This window comes from Pseudomonas sp. MBLB4123, from assembly GCF_051904775.1.
Classification (GTDB): Bacteria; Pseudomonadota; Gammaproteobacteria; order Pseudomonadales; family Pseudomonadaceae; genus Aquipseudomonas; species Aquipseudomonas benzenivorans_B.
Window position 1 is genome coordinate 3,787,860 of record NZ_CP196711.1, and the last position, 19,271, is coordinate 3,807,130.

Genomic DNA, 19,271 nt, shown 5'->3' on the forward strand with positions numbered 1-19,271 from the left:
GCCCAAGGAGCCAATCAGAGCGAGGGTGCGGGATGAACATGCTGCGGTCATTGGGGTTCTTCTTCCTGTTCCTACTGGTACCGCTGGGTGCCCTGCTGGCCAACTACCCGGAGCCGGTCGTCGAGTGGTTGGGCAACCTGTTCGGCGTGCCGGTCAGTCGCGGCAACCTCGGCGCCGGCTTCATGCTGCTGGCGGCGATCTGCCTGAGGCTCGACCTGGGCATTCGTCGCCGCGCCCAGGCGCGTCGAGCCGGGCTGGCCTGAGGCGGCCGGACACCGCGGGTTAGCCGGTGCGCAGCGCAGGGCGAGCTTGGCTACACTGCTGGCGACCGGCGGTGGGAGATGGCGATGCAAGCGGCAGACTCGGACTATTCGATTTACCGGCAGCTGGTCTCCCAGCTGATGAGCGACGAGGAGCAGCTGCCGAGCCTGCCGACGCTGACGCTGGAGATCCGCCGCGCTTTGGCCATGCCGGAGGAGGTGAACATCCCCCGCCTGGCCGGACTGATCGGTCAGGACCCGGCGCTCAGTGCCCTGCTGGTCAAATACGCCTCCAGCCCGTTGCTGCGCACCCGGGTGACGCCCAAGACGCTGGAGGACGTGCTGCGGGTGTTGGGCATGCAGCAGGTGGACCGGGTGGTGATGATGCACAGCATCAAGAGCCTGTTCACCCTGCACAGTGCCGGGCACAAGCGACTGTTCCTGGCGGCCTGGCACCGGCTGACCCTGCAAGGCAGCATCTGCGCCTTCCTGGCGCGTCAGGTCGGGCGCATCCCCGCCGACCATGTGGTGCTGGCCAGCCTGCTCAGCGAGGTGGGGGACTTGGCGGTGCTCTCGGCCTTCAAGGACGGCCATCTGCCGCCTAGCCCGACGCGCTACGCGGAGCTATGCCGCGCCTATGGCCGCTCGCTGGGGGTGATTCTGTTGAAGAAGTGGGCGGTGGACGAGGAATACGTGCAGATCGTGCGCGAGGTGGGCAACTGGAGCCTGCAGCGGGTGCGGCAACTGGAGCTGCTCGATCTGGTCAACCTCGGCCGCTACCACGTCCTCGACAGCGATGCCGAGCGCCCCCCGCTGGCGAGCCTGGCGGCCTATGCCAAGCTCATTGCCCCCTACAACGAACTGGCGGTCGACGGTCGCCTGTGCCTGGTCGAGCAGCACTGGGACGACATCCAGACGCTGGCCGCGACCCTGCGCTAGCCCACGCCGGTGATCAGCTCATCGCGCAGGGTGATGTCCTCGGTGGCGATCAGCTTGACCCGGCCGCGCCGTAGACGTTCTGCAGGCCCCGGGCGAGCAGGGTTTCGTGGGTGTACCAGTGCTTGGGCACGGCCAGCGGCCCCAGCCACTGGAACAGCGCCTCGACGATGTCCGCCGACATGCCGGTCAGCTGGCCGTCCTGGATGAAGCTCATCGGCGGCGCATCCTCGGTCAGCAGGCGCAACTCGGCCCGGCTCTGCGCGCCCAGCAGGCAGACCAAGAAGAGGCCGACCAAGCTGCGGTACGGGGTGGCCATGGCGTTTCTCCAGATTGCTGTCGGCCGTGCTGCGGCACCATGGGGGCACTGCATGCAGGTGCAGGCCCGGCTCACGAGAGACCAGGGGTGTCCGGCCTGGCAGCGGCGCTATCCTGGCCCCTGAGCAGATGGGCCGCCAGGGTGCGCAAGGGCCCCAGTTGGCGGCAGATCAGCGCCAGTTGGGTCTGCACCAGGCGCTGTTGCTCGTCGAGCTCCTCGGGCACCTGCTCCAGTGCCAGGGCCAGCTGCTCCTCGGCGTCGCTGTGAATCGCCACCGGACGCCGTTCGCCGAGCTGGCCGGCGATCTCGTCGAGGCTGCCGGCGATACGCTCGGCATCGGCCAGCAGCTGGTCCTGGTCGGCGCCCAGCAGCCCCTCGCCGCGGTGGGCGCCGAGGCCGGAGAGGTAACTGAGCAGGGTGTGCGAGAGGACCAGGAAGCGAAAGCCGATATCGGCCTGCTTACGGAAGTGCCCCGGCTCCATCAGCATGTTGCCGAGGGTGGAGGACAGCGCCGCGTCGGCATTGTGGGCGTTGCGCCGGGCCAGGCGGTACGCCAGGTCGTCGCGCTTGCCGCTGGCGTACTGGCGGATGATCTGGCGCAGGTAGCTGCTGTTGCAGCTGAGGGTGTTGGCGAGCATGCGTTCGAGGCGCCGGCCTTGCCAGTCCGGCAGGATCAGGAACACCGCGAGCCCGGCGATCAGGCTGCCGAGCAGGGTATCGACCAGGCGCGGCACGATCAGCCCGTAGCCGTCGCCGACCTGATTGAAGCAGAACAGCACCATCAGGGTGATCGCCGCCGTGGCCAGGGTGTAGCGGCTGCTGCGCGTGGCGAAGAAGGCCACCCCGGCGGCCACGGCGAAGAAGGCCTGCATCAGGGTGCTGGGGAACAGGTCGAACAGCGCCCAGCCGAGCACCAGGCCGAGCACCGTGCCGGCGATGCGCTGCACCAGTTTGCGCCGGGTGGCACCGTAGTTGGGCTGGCAGACGAACACCGTGGTCAGCAATATCCAGTAGCCCTGGGCCGGGTGGACCCAGTGCAGCAGGCCGTAGCCGGCGGCCAGGGCGATGGCCAGGCGCAGGGCGTGGCGGAACAGCAGCGAGGTAGGCGTGAGCTGCAGGCGCAGGCGTTCGACCACGTCCTTGAGCGACTGGGGTTCGCGGTCCAGCAGGCTGCTGTCCTGCTCATCGGCCAGGGCGTCCGGGTTGCTGGCGCTGCCGAGCAGCCGGTCGAGGGTGGCGAGGTTGCCGGCCAGGGCCTGCAGCGAGCGCAGCAGGTGGCGCCAGGCCGGGTTGCTCTGCAGGTGCAGATGGTCGAGGGAGGCGTGCAGGTCCTCCAGGGCCTCGCTGCACAGCTCGCGGTATTCGAAGGGCTGGCGCAGCTCGATGGCCTCGGCCAGGCGCTGGCAGGCCTCGCCGTGCAGGCGCAGCAGGCGCTGGCAGCGGAACAGCACGTCGCTGTGGAAGAACGCCTCGGCCAGCTCGTTGTAGGGGTAGTGCGAGGAGCTGGCGCGCTCGTGGATGTCCTGGGCGAGGAAGTACAGCTTCAGGTAACGACCGACCTTGGGATTGGCCCGGTCGTGGCCGACCCGGTGCAGGATGATCTCCTTGGTGGCGTTCAGCGCCGCCACCACCTGGCCGTTCTGCCGGGCCAGGGCCAGGCGCCGCGGCTCCACGTCGAGCTGGCGCAGCGGCTCGAACAGCGCGGCCTTGAGCTTGAGGTAACGACCCAGTTCGCGAAACAGCCGGGCCAGGCTGTGCTGCACCGGCTGATGGGCGAACAGGGCGTTCCAGATCACCGAGAGCAGGCCGTACCAGGCGGCGCCGGCCACCAGCAGCAGCGGCTCGGGGCCGAGACCGGCGCTGCCGCCGCGCTGCTCCACGCCGATCATGCTGTAGATCGCCAGGATCAGGGTTGCCCAGCCCAGGGTGGCGAAGCGCTCGCCGAGGGCGCCGAGCATGGTCAGGGCGAAGCTCGACAGGGCCAGGGCGCTGACGAACAGCCAGGGGTAGGGGAACAGCAGCTCGACCGCATAGGCCGCCGCGCTGAAGCAGCCGAGGGTCACCAGCAGCGCGGTGAGGCGGCCCTGCCAGCTGTCGTCGGTCTCGGCCAGGGCGCTGGCAACGACCCCTAGGAACAGCGGGATCAGCGCGTGCATCCAGCCCTGCGCCCAGCACAGCGCCAGGCTGCCGGCGAGGGCGATGAACACCCGCAGGCTGTAGCCGAATTTGTCCAGCGCCCAGAGGCGGCGCAGGGAGTGGCGCAGAGCGGTGGACGACATCGAAGAGCGGCCTTGTTCGCGAGACTTGGGGCGAAGACTAATGCAATAGCCGGACCGGCGACACGTTCCGCCGCCGGGTCTGGCGGGGCGGTGCCGACCTGCGCCACGCCCATGGACTATCCTCTAAGGCAGGCAGCCGCGCCCGCTCCGGGCGACTCATCCGTGGCGGCTGTCATGGAGAGCCCGTGAAGCTTGCCGCGAAGCTTGCGTTACTGCGTCCCGTGCTGCTGGCGCTGCTCGTGCTGTGGCCGGCCCTGCTGCTGGGCGCCCCGGCGACCGTGGTGACGCTGCGGGTCGAGGGTGCCATCGGCCCGGCCAGCGCCGACTACGTGGTGCGCGGCCTGAGCCGGGCGGTGGGGGACGGCGCGCAGCTGGTGGTGCTGAGCATCGACACCCCGGGCGGCCTGGATACCTCCATGCGCGATATCATCAAGGCCATCCTCGCCAGCCCCATCCCGGTGGCCAGCTTCGTCGCCCCGAGCGGTGCCCGGGCGGCCAGCGCCGGTACCTATATCCTCTATGCCAGCCATGTCGCGGCGATGGCGCCGGGCACCAACCTGGGCGCGGCGACGCCGGTGCAGATCGGCGGCATGCCCGGCTCGCCGCCCAAGCAGCCCGAGGCGCCCGACAAGGGCGAAGGGGACGAACAAACCGACAAGGGCGGCAAGGACGAGAAGGCCGCCGCGCCGGGCGATGCCCTGAGCAAGAAGCAGATCAACGATGCCGCCGCCTATATCCGTGGCCTGGCACAGCTGCGCGGGCGCAATGCCGAGTGGGCCGAGCAGGCCGTGCGCGAGGCGGTCAGCCTGGCTGCCGAGGAAGCGCTGAAGCTCAAGGTGATCGACTATGTCGCCCTCGACCTGGCCGATCTGCTCAGGCAGCTGCACGGCAAGACCTTCACCGCCGCCGGGGTCGAGGTCGCCCTGGACACCGAGGGCGCGGTGCTGATCAGCCACGAGCCGGACTGGCGCACGCGCTTGCTGGCGGTGATCACCAACCCCAGCGTGGCGCTGCTGCTGATGATGATCGGCGTGTACGGCCTGTTCTTCGAGTTTTCCAACCCGGGCACCGGGGTCGGCGGCGTGCTCGGCGGCATCTGCCTGATTCTCGCCCTGTATTCGCTGCAGCTGCTGCCGGTGAACTACGCTGGAGTGGCCCTGATCCTGCTCGGCATCGCCTTCATCGCCGCCGAAGCCTTCATGCCCAGCTTCGGCGTGCTGGGCATCGGCGGGATCGTGGCGTTCAGCTTCGGCGCGCTGATCCTGATCGACACCGATGTACCTGGGTTCGGCATTCCGCTGGCGCTGATCCTGACCCTGGCGCTGACCAGCGGCGTGGTGATCTTCGCCATCCTCAGCATGGCGCTACGCGCCCGACGGCGGACCTTGGTCGGCGGCGACAGCGAACTGCTCGGCAGCCTCGTGCGGATCAGTGCGGTGGCGCCGGACGACCCGCTGGGCGGCTGGGTGCAGCTGCAGGGCGAGCAGTGGCAGGTGGTCAGCCAGGCGCCGTTGCGCCCTGGCCAGCAGGTGCGGGTGCTGGCGCGCAAGGGCCTGCTGCTGGATGTTGCCGCAGCCGAAGAGGTGTCTAAAGGAGACTAGTCATGGGGTTTGAATTGAGCTTTTCCGCCCTGGCGGTGCTGCTGCTGGCGCTGCTGATCTCGGCGTTCCGCATCCTGCGCGAGTACGAGCGCGGCGTGGTGTTCCAGCTCGGGCGCTTCTGGCGGGTCAAGGGGCCGGGGCTGATCATCATCATCCCGGGCATCCAGCAGATGGTGCGCGTGGACCTGCGCACCATAGTCCTGGACGTGCCGACCCAGGACGTGATCTCCCGCGACAATGTCTCGGTCAAGGTCAATGCGGTGGTGTACTTCCGCGTGCTCGACGCGCAGAAGGCGATCATCCAGGTCGAGGACTTCCTCAAGGCCACCAGCCAGCTGGCCCAGACCACTCTGCGGGCGGTGCTCGGCAAGCACGAGCTGGACGAGATGCTCGCCGAGCGCGAGCGGCTCAACGTCGATATCCAGCATGTGCTCGATGCGCAGACCGACGCCTGGGGCATCAAGGTGGCCAACGTCGAGATCAAGCACGTCGACCTCGACGAGTCGATGATCCGCGCCATCGCCAAGCAGGCCGAGGCCGAGCGCGAGCGGCGGGCCAAGGTGATCCACGCCGAGGGCGAATTGCAGGCCTCGGAGAAGCTGATGCAGGCCGCCGAGATGCTCGGCCGCCAGTCCGGCGCCATGCAGCTGCGCTACATGCAGACCCTGAGCAACATCGCCGGGGACAAGAACTCGACCATCGTCTTCCCGCTGCCGATCGAGTTGCTGCAGGGCATCAAGATACCCAAGTCATAGGGCGGGCGATTGCGTCTGGCCGTTATCGACCGGGACGGTCCGGGAGGATTCCCTAACGATTAGCCTGAGCTCGCGGCGGGCCCCTGGGGGCCTAGACTCTTTCCATGGATGTCCGGTTTTTCTGCCTGGAGGTTGCTATGCGTATTGGCGTTCCCAAGGAAATCAAGAACCACGAGTATCGCGTCGGTCTGACCCCGCAGTCGGTGGCCGAGCTGACCGCCCTGGGGCATGAGCTGCTGATCGAGACCCAGGCCGGCAGTGCCATCGGCTTCAGCGATGCCGACTATCAGGCCGCCGGCGCGCAGATCGCCGCGGATGCCGCCCAGGTGTTCAACCAGGCGCAGATGATCGTCAAGGTCAAGGAGCCTCTGGCGGTGGAGCGTGCCCGCTTGCGCCCCCATCACACCCTGTTCACCTACCTGCACCTGGCCCCGGATCGGCCGCAGACCGACGAGCTGATGGCCGGCGGCGCCACCTGCATCGCCTACGAGACGGTCACCGATGCGGCTGGCCGCCTGCCGCTGCTGGCGCCTATGTCCGAGGTGGCCGGGCGCATGTCGATCCAGGCCGGCGCCAGCTGCCTGGAGAAGGCCCGCGGCGGGCGTGGCGTGCTGCTCGGCGGGGTGCCGGGGGTGGCGCCGGGCAAGGTGGTGATACTCGGCGGCGGGGTGGTCGGCAGCCACGCCCTGGCCATGGCCGTGGGGCTGGGCGCGGACGTCACCGTGCTGGACAAGAGCGCCGACGCCCTGCGCCGCCTGGACAGTCAGTACGGCAACCGCATCACCACCCTCTACTCGACCCGCGCGGCGCTGCGTGAGCAGGTGCTGGCGGCCGACCTGGTGATAGGCGGCGTGCTGATCCCCGGGGCGGCGGCGCCCAAGCTGATCAGCGCCGAGATGATCCGGCAGATGCAGCCGGGTTCGGTGCTGGTGGACGTGGCCATCGACCAGGGGGGCTGCGCCGAGACGTCCAGGGCCACCACCCATGCCGAGCCGACCTATGTGGTCGATGAGGTGGTGCATTACTGCGTGGCCAACATGCCTGGCGCGGTGGCACGTACCTCGACCCTGGCGTTGAACAACGCGACCCTGCCGTTCGTCATCGCCCTCGCCGAGAAGGGCACGCGCCGGGCCCTGGAGGAGGACCCGCACCTGTGCAACGGCCTGAACGTGGCCAAGGGCCTGATCACCTGCGGCAGCGTGGCCGAGGCCCATGGCCTGCCCTATCATTCGGCGACCAGCGTGCTGGAGCACCTGTAGCGCGGCGGCCGTCCGTGACCCGGGCGGCCGCTCTCGAGCGAGACGTCTGTTCACGGAGGAGTGCATGAGCGATTCGCGTATCGGCCGCCGCCGGCTGCTGGTCGGGCTGGGCGCCGGCGCCTGGCTGCTGAGTGCCCCGGGGGCCTTCGCCGAGCGCCTGCTGACCCCGGCGCAGACCCTCGGCCCCTTCTACCCCGACCAGTTGCCGCTGGATCGGGACAATGACCTGGTGCTGGTCGACGACCAGCTGACTCCGGCCAGCGGCACGGTGGTGCATCTGCACGGGCGCATCGTCGATGCCAACGGCCGACCGCTGGCCGATGCCCTGGTGGAGATCTGGCAGGTCGACGCCCGGGGCATCTACCTGCACAGTCGCGGCGGCGATCGCGAGCGGCGCGACCCGAACTTTCAGGGCTACGGGCGCTTTGTCACCGGCCGCGACGGCCGCTACCGCTTCCGCACCATACGCCCGGTGCCCTACCCGGGGCGCACCCCGCATATCCACTTCGCCGTGACCCTGCCCGGGCAGCCGCGTTTCGTCACCCAGTGCTATATCCGCGGCGAGCGCCTGAACGCCCGCGACGCCATCCTCAATGCCATCCGCGATCCCAAGGCGCGGGAGCGGCTGATCGTGCCCTTCGTGCCGGTGGCCGGCGCGGTGGCGCGCGAACAGGTGGCGCGCTTCGACATCGTCCTCGGCCTGACCCCGGCGTCCTGAGCGGGGCGCCGCGCTACAGCGGCCAGACCAGCAACAGCAGGGGCACGCTGACCACCACCACGATGATCTCCATCGGCAGGCCGAGGCGCCAGTAGTCGCCGAAGCGGAAGCCGCCGGGACTGAGGATCAGGGTGTTGTTCTGGTGGCCTATGGGGGTGAGGAAGGAGCAGGAGGCACCGATCGCCACCGCCATCAGCAGGGAGTCGGGGTTGACCCCGAGCTGGCTGGCCGCGCTCAGGGCGATCTGGCACATCACCGCGGCGGTGGCGGCGTTGTTCATGAAGTCCGAGAGGGTCATGGTCACCACCAGCAGCAGGGTCAGCACCACCACCGGGTTGCCCTGGGCCAGGTGTTCCATCAGCAGGCGCGCCAGCAGGTCGGCCGCGCCCGTGGCGGACATGGCCCCGGCCACCGGAATCAGGGCGCCGAGCAGGACGATCACCGGCCAGTCGATGGACTGGTAGAGCAGGCGTAGCGGCACCACCCGGGCGACCATGAACACCAGCACGCCGGCGGCGAAGGCCACCGCCGCCGACAGCAGGCCGAAGGCGGCGACCAGCACCGCCAGCAGCATCACCCCGGCGGCCAGGCCAGCCTGGCCCGGATTGGGGATGCTGATGGCGCGCTCGGCCAGCGGTACGCAGGCGTAGTCGGTGGCGAACTCGGCGATATCGCCCGGCGCGCCCTGCATCAACAGCACGTCGCCGCGCTCGATCAGGGTCGAGCGCAGGCGCTTGATCGAGCGGTGGCTCTGCCGCGAGATCGCCAGCAGGTTGATGCTGTAGCGACTGCGCAGGCGGGTGCCGCTGGCGGACAGGCCGATCAGCTGCGAGTCGGGGCGTACCAGCAGCTCCTGTAATACGCTGTCGTCGCTGCTGTCTTTCTTGTCATTGCTCTTTGCCTTGTCTTTCTTGGCGTCGCCCTTGGTTCCAGTGCGGGCCTCTTCCCCCGCGTGCTTGTCGTCCTTGGGCGGCTTGGCGGCCTCCAGCTTCAGGCCGAGCTTGCCGAGTACGTCGCCGAGGGCCTCGGGCTCGGCCTCGATCATCAGCACGTCGTCGACCTGCAGGATGCGTCTGGGGTTGGGGGCGGACAGGCGCAGCTTGTTACGCACCATGCCGACCACCTGGGCATCGGCCTCGTCGAGCAGCTGCTCCACCTCGCGCAGGCTCTTGCCCGCCGCCTTGGCGCCCTCGGTAACCCGCGCCTCGGTGATATAGGTGCCGGTGTCGAAGCTGGCGGCGCCGGCCACTTCGCGGCGCGGCACCAGGCGCCAGCCGAGCAGGGCGATGAACAGCACGCCGGTCAGCGCCACGGCGACGCCCACCGGGCTGAAGTCGAACATGGCGAAGGGGCCGGCGCCGCTCTGTGCGCGAAAACTGGAGACGATCAGGTTGGGCGGGGTGCCGATCAGCGTGGTCATGCCGCCGAGGATGGTGCCGAAGGCCAGCGGCATCAGCACGCGGCCGGGGGGCAGGGTCTGCTTGCTGGCGATGCGCAGGGCGATGGGCATCAACAGGGCGAGGGCGCCGACGTTGTTCATGAAGGCCGAGAGCAGGGCGCCGAAGCCGGTCAGCGCGGCGATCGACAGCATGGGCCCGGCGTTGGCCGGCAACAGGCGGTGGGCCAGGGCATCCACCGCACCGGTGCTCTGCAGGCCGAAGCTCAGCACCAGCACGCAGGCCACGGTGATCACCGCCGGGTGGCCGAAGCCGGCGAAGGCCTGCTGGTCCGGCACCAGGCCGGTCACCACGCAGGCCAGCAGGGCGCCGAGGGCGACGATGTCGTGGCGCCAGCGGCCCCAGAGGAACAGCGCCACGGTGGCGGCGAGGATGGCGAAGATCAGGCCTTGGTCTTGGGTCATGCGCAGGATCGGTCCTTGAACGGGGGGCGGGGGGGCAACGGCTCAGACATACTGCGCCGCCGCGTAGCCCGAGGCCCAGGCCCACTGGAAATTGAAGCCGCCGAGGTGGCCGGTGACGTCGAGCACCTCGCCGATGAAATACAACCCCGGACTCTTCAGCGACTCCAGGGTCTTGGACGACACCTCGCGGGTATCGACGCCGCCCAGGGTCACCTCGGCGGTGCGGTAGCCCTCGGTGCCGGCCGGCACCAGGCGCCAGTTGCCGAGCCTGTCGGCGATCACCTTGAGCTCGCCGGGGCTGTACTGCTTCATCGGCTTGGAGACGAACCAGCTGTCGGCCAGCAGCCCGGCCATCTTTTTGGTGAAGAGCTCGGCCAGCAGGGTCCTGAGTTCGCTGTTCGGCCGCGCCGCCTGCTGGGTGGCCAGCCAGTCGGGCAGGTCGATATGCGGCAGCAGGTCGATCTCGATGCTGTCACCCGGCTGCCAGTAGGAGGAGATCTGCAGGATCGCCGGGCCCGACAGGCCGCGGTGGGTGAACAGGATGTTCTCGCGGAAGCTCTGGCCGTTGCAGCTGACCTGGCAGTCCTCCACCGAGGTGCCGGACAGCTCGCTGCACAGGGCCTTGAGCTGCGGGTCGGTGAGGGTGAAGGGCACCAGGCCGGCGCGGGTCGGCAGCAGGCGGTGGCCGAACTGCTGGGCCACCTGGTAGCCAAAGCCGCTGGCGCCCAGGGTGGGGATCGACAGGCCGCCGGTGGCGATCACCAGGGATTCGCAGTTCACCGGCCCGGCGCTGGTGTGCAGGCGGTAGCCGGGGGCGAGTGCGGCGATCTGCTCCACCGAGGTGTTCAGGCGCAGCTCGACGCCGGCCTCGCGGCACTCGGCCAGCAGCATCTCGAGGATGTCGCTGGACTTGTGGTCGCAGAACAGCTGGCCGAGCTTCTTCTCGTGATGGGGCACGCCGTGCTTGCTCACCAGGGCGATGAAGTCCCACTGGCTGTAGCGGGCCAGGGCCGACTTGCAGAAGTGCGGGTTCTCCGAGAGAAAGTTGCCCGGCTCGCAGTACATATTGGTGAAGTTGCAGCGCCCGCCGCCGGACATCAGGATCTTCTTGCCGGCCTTGTTGGCGTGGTCCAGCAGCAGCACCCGGCGCCCGCGCCCGGCGGCGGTCAGGGCGCACATCAAGCCGGCGGCACCGGCGCCGACTATCACCACTTCAGTCACAAGCACAGCCACTTCCTCACAAGCCGACAGGCGCCGCCCGCGCGGCAGCAAATAGCGCGCATCTTACCCGATGGCGGCCGGCGGCGTGGTCCCGAGCTCAGGGGGCGACGACCGCGGCGGCGATGGCCGCCAGGGCCTGTTGCAACTGCGCCGCCGCCGGGCACTCGGCGACACCATGGCGCGCGGCGATATGGGTCGGGTCGTTGTAGCCGAGCCACACCTGGGCCGCCTGATCCTCCCAGACCAGCGCCTTGAGCGGCAGGTCGATGCCGGCGGACTGGGCGCACTCCAGCAGCGGCGTGCCGCCCTGGGGGTTGCCGAAGATCAGCAGTTCGGTGGGGCGCAGCTGCCTGCCGACTCTGGCGGCGCCGGCGGCGTGGTCGATGCGGGCGAACTGGCTGAGGCCGCGCTGCCCGACCTGTTGCACCAGTCGGTTCATGGTCTGGTCTGCGCTGTGGGGGCTCTTCAGCGCCACCAGCCCGTCCGCGGCCTGGACGAGCGAGGCGAAGGTCAGCAGGCCGAGGCCTAGCAGCGATCCTAGGGTGTTCATAGGCGGATCCTCGAATTTGCCATCAGGGGGTCGCTGTCGGTGCAGCGCTCGACTCCCCTGAGATAGGCGCGATGGTGAACGCCGACTAGTATTGATCAATCCTTTACTCTGGGCAGCTTGTCATGACCGGGTTGCGTGTCTGGTGTTTGTCGTTTGCCTTGCTGTGCTGGCCGGCCGCTGCCACGGAGGCGCTTAGGCTGGTGGCCAGCCCCTGGCCGCCGTTCAATGACAGCAGTCTGCACAACAATGGCCTGGCGTCGGACCTGGTCAGTACCGCGCTGGCCAAGGCCGGTTATGCCACGCACTACGCCGAGGTGCCCTGGGCCCGGGCCGTGAAGGGCCTGCGCCAGGGGCGTTACGATGTGCTGATCAACGCCTGGTACAGCGATGAGCGCAGCAGGTTCGGCTATTTTTCCCGTCCCTACCTGGTCAATCGCATCAGTTTCCTGCGGCGCAAGGGCGAGGCGGTGGAGTTTCGGCGGCTCGCCGACCTCTATCCCTACCGCATCGCGGTCATGCGCGACTATGCCTACTCCCACGAGTTCGATCACGACCGGCAGCTGTCCAAGGTCATCGTCAGCAGTTTCCAGAGCGGCGCCCGCATGGTCTCCGCCGGGCGGGTGGACCTGATGCTGGAGGACGAGTTCGTCGCGCGCCATCACCTCGGGCGCACGCTGCACGATATCCGCGATGGGTTGGAGTTCGTGCCGCAGCCGCTGAGCGAGAACGGCCTGCATATTCTGGTCAGCCTCGAGCGCCCCGACCACCAGCACATCGCCGAGGCCTTCGACCAGGCCATCGCGGCGATGCGCGAGGATGGCAGCTATGCCGCCGTCCTGCGCCGCCACGGCTTCTGAGGGCGCACTTGCCTCATTGCCAGATGCTGCGACCGCGGCCCTGGCGCTTGGCCTGGTACAGGCGCAGGTCGGCCTGGTGCAGCAGCGTCTCCAGGTCCGCCGGCTCGCCTTGGTACACGCCGGCGCTGAACGACAGCGGCGGCGCGCCGGCGGCATAGTGCAGAGCGGCGCAGCATTCGCGCAGGCGGTCCAGGGCGGCGGCCAGGGCGGCATCCTCGAGCGGGCTGAGCAGGGCGAACTCCTCGCCGCCGAGGCGACCGAGCAGGGCATCGGGAAAGGCCTCCGCCAGGGCCCTGGCGAACACCACCAGGGCGCTGTCGCCGCTGGCGTGGCCGTGCTCGTCGTTGATGCGCTTGAAGAAGTCCAGGTCGAGCATGGCCACGCTCAGGGGCTGGTTGCTGCGCTGGGCCTGCTGCAGCTGCTTGAGACCCTGCTCGTAGAAGGCGCGGCGGTTGTTCAGGCCGGTCAGGGCATCGTACTGCGCGGCCTGCTTGAGGGCGCGCAGCAGGTCGCGGCGCTCCAGGGTCGAGATGACCCGGCAGTTGAGCTCCTCCGGGCAGAACGGCTTGCGCAGGAAGTCGTCGGCGCCGTGTTTGATGAACATGGCGCTGAGCGAGCCCTTGGCGTCGGCGGACAGGCCGATGATGATCAGCTCGTGGCGCTTCAGCTTCTGCCGCAGCAGCTTGACCAGCTCGAAGCCGCTGAGGCCGGGCATGCTGTGGTCGACCACCAGCAGGTCGATATCCGGCTGCTCCTGGAGGATGCGCAGGGTCTCGTCGCCGTCGCGGGCGTCGAGCAGCTGGAAGCGATGGGGCGTCAGCACGTGGCGGATGTAGTGGCGGGTGGCATCGGAGTCCTCGGCGATGAGGATCTTCACCTGGCTGTTGCTTTCCAGGCGGTGCAGCAGGCGGAAGGCGTATTCGTAGGAGTGCTGGCTCTCCTTGAGCACGTAGTCGACCACGCCCTTGAGCAGCAGCTCGTCGCGCCGCTGCTCGTTGTAGGAGCCGCTCAGGACGATGCACGGCAGACGGTGACGCATCACCAGGTCGACGCTCTCGCCGTTGGGGGCATCGGGCAGGTGCAGGTCGACGATGGCGGCGAAGAACAGCTCGGCGGAGGCCTCCAGCATGACCTCGGCCTCGGCCAGGGAGGCGCAGAACAGCGGCTGCAGATCCGGCTCCTGGCGGAACAGGTGGTCGAGAATCTTCAGCACCAGGGGGCTGTCTTCGATGACCAGGATGTTGCGCACCGTCTCGTCCTCCTGTCGGTCTGGCTCAGAGCACGCGCACGCGCACGGAGCGGCCCTTGACCTTGCCCTCGTTCAGGCGCTTGAGCGCCTGCTTGGCGATGCCGCGCTCCACCGCGACCAGGGCCTGGAAGTCGAAGATGACGATCTTGCCGACCTGGGCGCCGGGAATCCCGGCCTCGCCGGTGAGGGCGCCGAGGATGTCGCCGGGGCGCAGCTTGTCCTTGCGTCCGGCGGCGATGCACAGGGTGACCATCGGCGGCTGCAGCGGTTCGCCGGCTTGCGGCTTCAGGCCGTCCAGCGGCTGCCAGCTCAGGGCGCCCTGCTGCAGCTCCTCGATGGCCCGCGCGCGGTGCGCCTCGGCCGGGGCCACCAGGCTCACCGCCAGGCCCTTGGCGCCGGCGCGGCCGGTGCGGCCGACGCGGTGGATATGGGTCTCGGAGTCGCGGGCCAGCTCGACGTTGATCACCAGGTCCAGGCCCTCGACGTCCAGGCCGCGGGCGGCCACGTCGGTGGCCACCAGTACCGACAGGCTGCGGTTGGCGAACATCGCCAGCACCTGGTCGCGATCGCGCTGCTCCAGGTCGCCGTGCAGCGCGGCGGCGCAGATGCCGTTGGCCGTCAGGTGTTCGACCAGCGCCTGGCACTGCTGCTTGGTGAAGCAGAAGGCCACGCAGGACTGCGGTCGCAGGCTGGCCAGCAGCCTGACCACCGCATCCAGGCGCTGCTCCGGGGCGATCTCGTAGAAGCGCTGTCCGATCTGGCTGTCGTCGTGCAGGGCCTCGACCTCGACCCGCTGCGGCGCGCGCATGAAGCGGGCGGCCAGCTGTTCGATGCCGGCCGGGTAGGTGGCGGAGAACAGCAGGGTCTGGCGGCGGCTCGGGGTCTGCTCGATGATCGCGGCGATGCTGTCGTAGAAGCCCATGTCGAGCATGCGGTCGGCCTCGTCGAGGACCAGGGTGTTGAGGCCGTCGAGCTTCAGGCTGCCCTTGTCCAGATGCTGTTGCACCCGTCCCGGGGTGCCGACGATGATCTGCGCGCCGTGCTCCAGGGAGCCGATCTGCGGGCCCAGGGGCACGCCGCCGCACAGGGTCAGCACCTTGATGTTGTCGCCGGCGCGGGCCAGGCGGCGGATCTCCTTGGCCACCTGGTCGGCCAGCTCGCGGGTCGGGCACAGCACCAGGGCCTGGCAACCGAAATAGCGCGCATTGAGCGGATGCAGCAGGCCGATGCCGAAGGCCGCGGTCTTGCCGCTGCCGGTCTTGGCCTGGGCGATCAGATCCTGGCCCTTGAGCATCACCGGCAGGCTGCGGGCCTGGATCGGCGTCATCTGCGCGTAACCGAGGGACTCGAGGTTGGCCAGCATGGCGGCGGACAGCGGCAGGGCGTTGAAGGCGGTGGATGTCACGGTAGAGACCCGATAGGAGCGAAATGACGCGCAGTGTAACAGGCGCGGCCGGCTAGGCGCGGTGCGACGGCGGCCCTAGAGGGTCAGGGTCAGGCTGTCGAGCAGGGCGCCGGGCAGCAGGGTCGAGCCGTTGTGGCGCTGCTGGTAGGTGCCGGTGGCCAGGCTCAGCTCGCGCTCGCGGGTCAGTGCCTCGAGGCGGCTGCCGAGCAGGCGATAGAGGCTGTCGTCGAAACGCATGCTGGCCAGCGGCGCCTGGATGCGCCCGTCCTCGACCCAGAAGCTGGCGAAGCGGGTCATGCCGGTGATGCGCGCGGCCGGTCGGTCGGAGTAGTTGAGGTACCACAGGTTGCCGATATACAGGCCGCGGTCGAGGCGCTCGAGAACCTGCGCCTGGGCCAGCTCGCCTCCGGCCATCACCAGGGCCCCGGGGGCCTCCCAAGGGCTGGCGCCATTGGCCGGCAGGCCGTATTCGGCGGCGCTGCGGGCGCTGACCAGCTGCTCCCCGGGTTGCCCGGCGCGGATCAGCTGCAGGTCGCGACGCGGATAGCCTTCGCTGGAGAAGCCGGGCAGCAGCGAGCCGGTGACCTGCTCCTGCAGGTGCACCAGGGGGCTGAGCCGGGCCTCGCCGCTGTGCAGGCGCTGCAAGGGGCTGTCCTTTTCGGCCAGGGCCTGGGCGGAGAAACCGCCCCAGCCGAGCAGTTCCAGGACCTCCTGCAGGGCGGCGGGCGCCAGATAGGCGCGGTAGTCGCCGGGCGCCAGGCTGCGCGCCGGCAGGCCCAGGTAGGTCAGCTGCTCGCGGGCCTGGGCCAGGCGTGTGGCGAAGGCCTCGGCCTGCCAGTGCTGGCCGGCGTACTGCGCCTTGACCGCCTGGCCGTTGTCGTGGAACAGGCTCCAGTCGAGGTTGAAGCTGCTCGCCTGATGCCAGCCGAAGGCGCCGCTGGAGCTGGCGAAGCCGCGGCCGATGGGACCGGCGGCATAGAAACCGACCAGGTCCAGGCCGGCCGCCTCGCGGGCGACCTGCTCGACCACCTGGGCGCAGTCCGGCAACGCCTCGAGCTGCAGGCTATGGCTCTGCCAGGGCTCGCGATTGAACTGCAGGTAGGGGTCGGCCGGCAGCAGCGGCAGGAGGGCGCGCAGCCGTTGCACGGCGTCGGCCAGGCGTCGGCGGTCCTCCGCCAGCACACCGCTCAGGGTGAGCTGTTGTTCGGCGTGGCGGCCGCCCTGGATCAGTTGCAGCTCCAGGCTGGCCTGCCGCACCTGGCCGGCCTGGCGCACCCTGGCCTGGTTGAAGCGGACGAAATCGGACTGCTCGGCGGCGTAGCCGAGGCTGAAGTCCTCGCCCGGCGCCAGGGCATCGCCCAGCCACTGGGCCAGGGCCTGGAATTGCGCGAGGGCCTGGTTCATCAGGAGGCCCCGCCGAAGACGTCGACCGCGGCGAACACGCAGGCGGGGGTGGCATGGCCGACGCGCACCACCTGGTTCGGCTCGCCCTTGCCGCAGTGCGGGGTGCCGAGCACCTCCCGGGTGCTGGCGTCGCCGACGGCCGTGAGGGACTTCCAGAACTGGCTGGAGATGCCGCGGTAATTGGGGTTCTTGACCACCCCGCGCAGCTCGCCCTGCTCGATCAGCTGGCCCCATTCGCAGCCGAACTGGAACTTGTTGCGCGCGTCGTCGATGGACCAGGACCTGTTGCTGGCCATCAGGATGCCGTGCTCGATGCCGCCGATCAGCTGCGCCAGGCTGTGTTCGCCCGGTTCGATATTGAGATTGGCCATGCGGTCGATGGGCGGGCGGTTCCAGCTGCTGGCGCGGCTGCCCGCCACCCCCGGCAGGCCGCTGCGCAGCTGCGACAGGGCGCCGCCCAGTGGGCGCAGCAGCAGGCCGTCGCGGATCAGGAACGCCTTGCGCACCGGGCTGCCGTCGTCGTCGAAGGCGTAGCTGGCCAGTTCCTCGGGCAGCGTGGGGTCGAAGGTCACGTTGAGCAGCCTGGAGCCGTATTGCAGGCGGCCGAAGTCCTCGGGCCTGACGAAGCTGGTACCGGCGAAGTTGCGCTCGTCGCCGAGGATGCGGTCCAGCTCCAGGGGGTGGCCGATGGACTCGTGCAGCTGCAGGATCATCTGGTCGGGCAGCAACAGCAGGTCGCGCGGCCCCGTCGGTGTGTTGGGCGCCAGCAGCAGCTGCAGGGCCTGCTCGGCGACCCGGGGGGCGGCGCCGACCAGGCCGAGGCGCTCGATGACCTCGGCGCCGCCCTGCTGGCCGAGGTGGGCGCCGCCGAGGTGGCGGGTCTGGCTGTCGTGGCCGTCGTAGGCGGTGACGCCCAGGTGCGGGTAGACGAAGCGCTGGGCCGAACTCAGCTCGGCGCCGGCGTTGTTCAGGTAGAGCTGCTCGACCTCGCTGATGTGCAGAGCGACCCGCCAGTTGACCAGGCGCGGGTCGGCGGGCACCGCGGCCGATTCGGCGGTCAGCAGCTGGTAGCACTCGGCGAGTGTGGGGAAGGGGCGCTCGAAGCCCGGCGAGCGGTACTCGCCGCGGGCGCCGGAGGGCGCCAGGGTGCGCTGGTCGAGCAGGGCGCAGGGGGCGATGCGCCGGGCCAGCGCGGTCGCCTGGTCGAGGGCGGCCTGCAGCCCCGGGCGCGACAGGTCGCTGGTCGCCGCATAGGCCTCGACCCCGGCCAGCCGTGCGCAGAGCATCGCCCCTTCGTCGCGGCAGAAGCGCGGCGGCTCGGCGATCTGCTTGCGTACCGCCAGCTGCCGATGGTCCTGGCGCACGTAACGCAGCGACCAGTGCTCGGCGTCGCAGTGCAAGGCGGCGAAGTGGCGTTTGAGGGCGGCAAAGGCCTCGTGCATGCGGCGGTTCCTTTCACGTGGCCCGGCGTGGGGGCGTGGTGGCGGGAAGAGACGACCCGGGAGGGTGTTCATCATTGCCGATGGTGGGGGGACGGGCAAGGGCCGTCGGGCGTACGGGCGGGGGCTGTTGCGCGGAAACGAGAACGCCGCCCGCTCGGGCGGCGTTCCGGGGACGTCGCCTTAGAGGCCGACGTGTTTCTTCACGGCGGCGACGCCGTCCTGACCGTCGTAGGTGGTGACCCCGGCCAGCCACTTGTCGAGCATCTGCGGGTTGGCCTTGATCCAGTTCTTCGCGACCTCGGCCGGGTCCTGTTTCTCCAGCACCTTCTCCATCAGCTGGCTCTCGACTTCGACGCTGAACTGCAGGTTGTTCAGCAGCTTGCCGACGTTGGCGCAGCGGGCCTCGTAGTCCGGCGGTACCACGGTGTAGACCTTGGCGGCGCCGAAGTCCGGGCCGAACACCTCATCGCCACCGGACAGGTAGGTGATGTCGTACTGGGTGTTCATCGGGTGCGGGGCCCAGCCGAGGAACACCACCGGCTCCTTCTTCTTCACCGCGCGCTGCACCTGGACCAGCATGCCGGCCTCGCTGGACTCGACCATGCGGAAGCCGCCGAGGCCGAACTGGTCGCCCTTGATCATCTGCTCGATCAGCAGGTTGCCGTCGTTGCCCGGCTCGATGCCGTAGATCTTGCCGCCGAGCTGGTCCTTGAACTTGGCGATGTCCTGGAAGCTCTTGAGGCCGGCTTCGGCGGCGTAGGTCGGCACCGCCAGGGTGTACTTGGCGCCTTCCAGGTTGGGCGTGGGTAGCACCTTGACGCCGCCGTCCTTGGTGAAGGGCTCGATCACCGAGTCCATCGAGGGGGCCCAGTAGCCGAGGAAGACGTCGATCTGACTGTTCTTCACCCCGGTGAAGGCGATGGGCACCGAAGCCATGATCTTACGCGGCTTGTAGCCCAGGCCCTCGGTCAGGGTCATGGCGACGCCGGTGGTGGCGGCGATGTCGGCCCAGCCGATCTCGGCGAAGCGCACCTGCTTGCAGCTTTCCGGTTCCTGGGCCCAGGCGCCCTGGATCAGTGCGCAGGACAGCAGGCCCATGCCTGCGGCTGTCTTGAGTTTCTTCATGGGTGACTCCCTGTGTCGTTGGAATGGTGG

The 19,271-nt window shown here is 69.3% G+C and carries 17 protein-coding genes; 7 read left to right on the top strand and 10 right to left on the bottom strand.

The features are described from left to right. Positions 1-32 precede the first annotated feature (32 nt). Both ACSX1C_RS17475 and ACSX1C_RS17480 read left to right on the top strand, forming a co-directional pair. A complete protein-coding gene (locus ACSX1C_RS17475) occupies positions 33-263 on the top strand; it encodes a hypothetical protein (RefSeq protein WP_439887201.1) in 231 nt (76 codons plus the stop codon). Positions 264-347: 84 nt separating this feature from the next. After that, positions 348-1,199: an HDOD domain-containing protein gene (locus tag ACSX1C_RS17480; RefSeq protein ID WP_439887202.1), complete on the top strand. Its 852-nt coding sequence runs from the start codon at positions 348-350 to the stop codon at positions 1,197-1,199. A 49-nt stretch (positions 1,200-1,248) separates the two neighbouring features. Here the strand turns inward: ACSX1C_RS17480 and ACSX1C_RS17485 are convergent, their stop codons facing one another. Then, positions 1,249-1,515 carry a hypothetical protein gene (locus ACSX1C_RS17485; RefSeq protein ID WP_439887203.1) on the bottom strand — a complete coding sequence of 89 codons (267 nt, stop codon included), beginning with the start codon at positions 1,513-1,515 and terminating at the stop codon, positions 1,249-1,251. Positions 1,516-1,586: 71 nt separating this feature from the next. After that, on the bottom strand, positions 1,587-3,794 hold the full coding sequence (gene yccS / locus ACSX1C_RS17490; RefSeq protein ID WP_439887204.1) for a YccS family putative transporter: 2,208 nt from the start codon (positions 3,792-3,794) through the stop codon (positions 1,587-1,589). Between the two features lie 212 nt (positions 3,795-4,006). On the opposite strand from yccS, the gene ACSX1C_RS17495 reads away from it, so the two are divergent. The 4 genes from ACSX1C_RS17495 to ACSX1C_RS17510 all read left to right on the top strand — a co-directional run bounded on the left by ACSX1C_RS17495 (position 4,007) and on the right by ACSX1C_RS17510 (position 8,127). Beyond that, entirely contained in the window at positions 4,007-5,395 is a 1,389-nt protein-coding gene (locus tag ACSX1C_RS17495; protein ID WP_439889441.1) for an NfeD family protein, read from the top strand. A 2-nt stretch (positions 5,396-5,397) separates the two neighbouring features. Continuing rightward, complete coding sequence (locus ACSX1C_RS17500; RefSeq protein ID WP_439887205.1) at positions 5,398-6,150, top strand: slipin family protein; 753 nt, start codon at positions 5,398-5,400, stop codon at positions 6,148-6,150. Positions 6,151-6,287: 137 nt separating this feature from the next. Further along, complete coding sequence (gene ald / locus ACSX1C_RS17505; RefSeq protein WP_439887206.1) at positions 6,288-7,409, top strand: alanine dehydrogenase; 1,122 nt, start codon at positions 6,288-6,290, stop codon at positions 7,407-7,409. Between the two features lie 64 nt (positions 7,410-7,473). After that, positions 7,474-8,127 (top strand): intradiol ring-cleavage dioxygenase, encoded by a 654-nt coding sequence (locus ACSX1C_RS17510; protein ID WP_439887207.1) that lies wholly within the window; start codon positions 7,474-7,476, stop codon positions 8,125-8,127. 13 nt (positions 8,128-8,140) lie between these two features. Here the strand turns inward: ACSX1C_RS17510 and ACSX1C_RS17515 are convergent, their stop codons facing one another. From ACSX1C_RS17515 to ACSX1C_RS17525, 3 genes are all read right to left on the bottom strand, one after another. Next, positions 8,141-9,988, bottom strand: coding sequence for an SLC13 family permease (locus ACSX1C_RS17515; protein ID WP_439887208.1), 1,848 nt, complete (start codon positions 9,986-9,988; stop codon positions 8,141-8,143). 42 nt (positions 9,989-10,030) lie between these two features. Further along, positions 10,031-11,215, bottom strand: coding sequence for an NAD(P)/FAD-dependent oxidoreductase (locus ACSX1C_RS17520; RefSeq protein ID WP_439887209.1), 1,185 nt, complete (start codon positions 11,213-11,215; stop codon positions 10,031-10,033). A 91-nt stretch (positions 11,216-11,306) separates the two neighbouring features. Then, positions 11,307-11,759 (bottom strand): DUF302 domain-containing protein, encoded by a 453-nt coding sequence (locus ACSX1C_RS17525; RefSeq protein WP_439887210.1) that lies wholly within the window; start codon positions 11,757-11,759, stop codon positions 11,307-11,309. A 122-nt stretch (positions 11,760-11,881) separates the two neighbouring features. On the opposite strand from ACSX1C_RS17525, the gene ACSX1C_RS17530 reads away from it, so the two are divergent. Then, positions 11,882-12,616 carry a substrate-binding periplasmic protein gene (locus ACSX1C_RS17530; RefSeq protein WP_439887211.1) on the top strand — a complete coding sequence of 245 codons (735 nt, stop codon included), beginning with the start codon at positions 11,882-11,884 and terminating at the stop codon, positions 12,614-12,616. A 13-nt stretch (positions 12,617-12,629) separates the two neighbouring features. On the opposite strand, the gene ACSX1C_RS17535 is transcribed toward ACSX1C_RS17530, so the two are convergent. The 5 genes from ACSX1C_RS17535 to ACSX1C_RS17555 all read right to left on the bottom strand — a co-directional run bounded on the left by ACSX1C_RS17535 (position 12,630) and on the right by ACSX1C_RS17555 (position 19,241). Further along, positions 12,630-13,865 carry a diguanylate cyclase domain-containing protein gene (locus ACSX1C_RS17535; protein WP_439887212.1) on the bottom strand — a complete coding sequence of 412 codons (1,236 nt, stop codon included), beginning with the start codon at positions 13,863-13,865 and terminating at the stop codon, positions 12,630-12,632. 25 nt (positions 13,866-13,890) lie between these two features. Continuing rightward, a complete protein-coding gene (gene dbpA / locus ACSX1C_RS17540) occupies positions 13,891-15,270 on the bottom strand; it encodes an ATP-dependent RNA helicase DbpA (protein ID WP_439887213.1) in 1,380 nt (459 codons plus the stop codon). Positions 15,271-15,345: 75 nt separating this feature from the next. Next, positions 15,346-16,674 (bottom strand): TldD/PmbA family protein, encoded by a 1,329-nt coding sequence (locus ACSX1C_RS17545; RefSeq protein WP_439887214.1) that lies wholly within the window; start codon positions 16,672-16,674, stop codon positions 15,346-15,348. Next, positions 16,674-18,116, bottom strand: a complete 1,443-nt coding sequence (locus ACSX1C_RS17550) for a TldD/PmbA family protein (protein WP_439887215.1) — start codon at positions 18,114-18,116, stop codon at positions 16,674-16,676. The genes ACSX1C_RS17545 and ACSX1C_RS17550 overlap by 1 nt, the downstream gene beginning before the upstream one ends. 180 nt (positions 18,117-18,296) lie before the next feature. Continuing rightward, positions 18,297-19,241 carry a choline ABC transporter substrate-binding protein gene (locus ACSX1C_RS17555; RefSeq protein ID WP_439887216.1) on the bottom strand — a complete coding sequence of 315 codons (945 nt, stop codon included), beginning with the start codon at positions 19,239-19,241 and terminating at the stop codon, positions 18,297-18,299. Positions 19,242-19,271 lie beyond the last annotated feature (30 nt).

Coding starts and splice junctions, on each gene's coding strand:
- ACSX1C_RS17475 (WP_439887201.1), top strand. CDS start 33: ATGAACATGCTGCGGTCATTGGGGTTCTTCTTCCTGTTCCTACTGGTA.
- ACSX1C_RS17480 (WP_439887202.1), top strand. CDS start 348: ATGCAAGCGGCAGACTCGGACTATTCGATTTACCGGCAGCTGGTCTCC.
- ACSX1C_RS17485 (WP_439887203.1), bottom strand. CDS start 1,515: ATGGCCACCCCGTACCGCAGCTTGGTCGGCCTCTTCTTGGTCTGCCTG.
- yccS (WP_439887204.1), bottom strand. CDS start 3,794: ATGTCGTCCACCGCTCTGCGCCACTCCCTGCGCCGCCTCTGGGCGCTG.
- ACSX1C_RS17500 (WP_439887205.1), top strand. CDS start 5,398: ATGGGGTTTGAATTGAGCTTTTCCGCCCTGGCGGTGCTGCTGCTGGCG.
- ald (WP_439887206.1), top strand. CDS start 6,288: ATGCGTATTGGCGTTCCCAAGGAAATCAAGAACCACGAGTATCGCGTC.
- ACSX1C_RS17510 (WP_439887207.1), top strand. CDS start 7,474: ATGAGCGATTCGCGTATCGGCCGCCGCCGGCTGCTGGTCGGGCTGGGC.
- ACSX1C_RS17515 (WP_439887208.1), bottom strand. CDS start 9,988: ATGACCCAAGACCAAGGCCTGATCTTCGCCATCCTCGCCGCCACCGTG.
- ACSX1C_RS17525 (WP_439887210.1), bottom strand. CDS start 11,759: ATGAACACCCTAGGATCGCTGCTAGGCCTCGGCCTGCTGACCTTCGCC.
- ACSX1C_RS17530 (WP_439887211.1), top strand. CDS start 11,882: ATGACCGGGTTGCGTGTCTGGTGTTTGTCGTTTGCCTTGCTGTGCTGG.
- ACSX1C_RS17545 (WP_439887214.1), bottom strand. CDS start 16,674: ATGAACCAGGCCCTCGCGCAATTCCAGGCCCTGGCCCAGTGGCTGGGC.
- ACSX1C_RS17550 (WP_439887215.1), bottom strand. CDS start 18,116: ATGCACGAGGCCTTTGCCGCCCTCAAACGCCACTTCGCCGCCTTGCAC.
- ACSX1C_RS17555 (WP_439887216.1), bottom strand. CDS start 19,241: ATGAAGAAACTCAAGACAGCCGCAGGCATGGGCCTGCTGTCCTGCGCA.